Source organism: Gordonibacter pamelaeae 7-10-1-b (genome assembly GCF_000210055.1).
Taxonomy (GTDB): Bacteria; Actinomycetota; Coriobacteriia; order Coriobacteriales; family Eggerthellaceae; genus Gordonibacter; species Gordonibacter pamelaeae.
The window spans coordinates 171852-174418 of the sequence record NC_021021.1; the positions used below are offsets into that span (position 1 = coordinate 171852).

2 protein-coding genes are annotated in these 2567 nt (G+C 68.4%); both read left to right on the plus strand.

Going from position 1 to position 2567, the window contains the following annotated elements; all coding sequences use genetic code 11:
- Positions 1-1191 (plus strand): pyridoxal phosphate-dependent aminotransferase (locus GPA_RS00790; RefSeq protein WP_049783964.1); only part of this gene is annotated, 1191 nt, incomplete at its 5' end.
- A partial coding sequence (locus tag GPA_RS00795; protein WP_231847536.1) for a cobyric acid synthase occupies positions 1184-2567 on the plus strand: 1384 nt, incomplete at its 3' end. The genes GPA_RS00790 and GPA_RS00795, both read left to right, overlap by 8 nt.

Here is a 2567-nt window from a genome sequence, read left to right on the forward strand (position 1 = left end):
GGGGGGATCCTGCGCGCCCGTGCGCATGGGGGCAGCGCGCAATCGCTCGGCATCGCTTGCGAAGGGGGCGCCTCCGACCTCATTGACTTCTCGGTGAACGTGAATCCGGCAGGCCCCTCGCCGCGCGCCGTCGCCGCAGCTTGCAAGGCGCTTTCTCGAATCGACGCCTACCCCGATAGGGAAAGCCTCGCCCTCGTTCGCGCCCTAGCGCGCGCCCAGGGCGTTCCCGAAGATGCTATCGTCTGCGGCGCGGGCGCGTCCGACATCATCTGGCGGCTCGCCGCGGCGGTGCGCCCGAAACGCATCGTCGTGTGCGCGCCGACGTTCTCTGAATATGCGGAGGCGGCATCGTACTACGGCGCATGCGTGCAGGAGTTCCCGCTCTCCGAAGCGGACGGCTTCGACGTGCCCGCCTCCTTCGCCCGCGCGATCGAGGGGCCGGGAGATGTGGCGTACCTCTGCAATCCGAACAACCCGACGGGGCGCCTCGTCGACCCCCGCGTGATCGATGCCGCGGCTTGCCGCTGCGAGCAGGCGGGCGCGCTGCTCGTCGTGGACGAGTGCTTCCTCGGATTTGCGCCCGACGCCCGCGAAAGGAGCGTGGCCGCACGCGCCGCGTGTTCGCGCCATGTGGCCGTGCTCTCCGCGTTCACCAAACTCTACGGAATGGCGGGGTTGCGGTTGGGATATCTGATCAGCGGAAACGCCCAACTCATCGAGGGGATTCGCCGGGCGGGGCAGGCGTGGCCCGTCTCCTCGGTCGCCGAGGCTGCGGGCATCGCCGCCCTGGAAGACGTCGAATACGTCTCGCGCACGCGCGATGTATTGGCGGGCGAGCGAGCGTGGCTTTCCCACGAGCTCTCCTCGCTCGGGCTTTCCGTCGTGCCGTCGGATGCGAACTTCCTTTTAGTCCGCACGCCGGCGAAAGACATCCCCGAGCGCCTGTATAATCAGGGGGTTTTGGTCCGCACGTGCGACTCGTTTTCGGTACTGTCCCGTTTCTGGTGCCGCGTCGCGGTGCGCACGCGCAAGGAGAACGCTCGGCTTGCGATGGCGTTCAGCCGCGCGCTTCGGGCGGAAGGCGCATCGGGCGAAGGCGAACCCGACGAACGGGGCGGCGCTTCTTGCAGCGGCGCTATGGCGGGCGCGGATGGCCGAGGCTCGGCGAAGGAGGTCGATACCCGTGGGTAGGGCGAAGCCCATCATGATCCAGGGCACCATGTCGAACGCGGGGAAGAGCCTGCTTGCGGCGGGGCTGTGCCGCGTGCTTTCGCAGGACGGCCTGCGCGTGACTCCCTTCAAGAGCCAGAACATGGCGCTCAACAGCGGTGTCACGGCCGACGGACTCGAGATGGGGCGCGCCCAGATCATGCAGGCCGAGGCGTGCGGCATCGCGCCCGACGTGCGCATGAACCCCATCTTGCTCAAGCCCGAAAGCGACCACCGAAGCCAGCTCATCGTGGCCGGCAAGGCGCAGGGAGCCTTCGCTGCGAGGGACTACTTCGCGCGAAAGAAGGCGCTCATGCCGCAGATTTTGGAGGCGTTCGATTCGCTCGCGGAGGAAAACGACGTCATCGTCATCGAGGGCGCCGGCAGCCCCGCCGAAATCAACCTTGCCGAAAACGACATCGTCAACATGGGGCTCGCGCGCGCCGTGTCCTCCCCCGTGCTGCTCGCGGGCGACATCGACCCAGGCGGGGTGTTTGCCCAGCTCTACGGCACGGTCGCGCTCCTTGCGCCCGAGGACCGCGCGCTTTTGCGGGGGCTTGTGGTGAACAAGTTCCGCGGCGATGTGGAAATCCTGCGCCCGGGTTTGGCCCCGCTCGAGAAGATGTGCGGGGTTCCCGTCGTGGGGGTCGTGCCGTATCTTACGCTCGACCTGGACGACGAGGACTCGCTCGCGCCGCGCCTATCTGCCCGCGAGGCGCGCGGCGTCATCGACGTCGCCGTCGTGCGCCTTCCGCATCTGTCGAACTTCACCGACTTCGACCCGCTTTCGCGCGTGCCCGGCGTGGGCGTGCGCTACGTTTCCTCGACGACCGATCTGGGCCGACCCGACCTGGTGGTGCTCCCCGGCTCGAAGACCACGCTCGACGACGCGCGCTGGCTTGCGGCTAGCGGCATCGGAGCCTGTGTACGCGCGCTTTCGGGCGCGGGCACGCCGGTGCTCGGCATATGCGGAGGCTACCAGCTTTTGGGAGACGAGCTTTCCGACCCGCACGGCAGGGAAGGCGCTGGCACTGCGCGCGGGCTCGGGCTCATCCCCGCAAGTACGGTGTTCAAGGAGGAAAAGCGCCTCGCCCGGTCGGAGCTGCGCATCACGGGCGCCCAAGGCGCGTTCTCGGTGTGGAACGGCATGACGGCGCGCGGGTACGAGATTCACGACGGCGAAACGACCGTCTCCTGCGCCCCTGCGGGCACGATTGGCGGCAAACCGGAAGGCGCGGCCTGCGGAAACGTGTTCGGAACCTATCTCCACGGCCTGTTCGACGAACCGGGGGTGGCGCTCGCCCTCGCGCGCTCGCTCGCGCGCATGCGCGGCCTGCCCGAGAGCGTCGTGGGTGCTG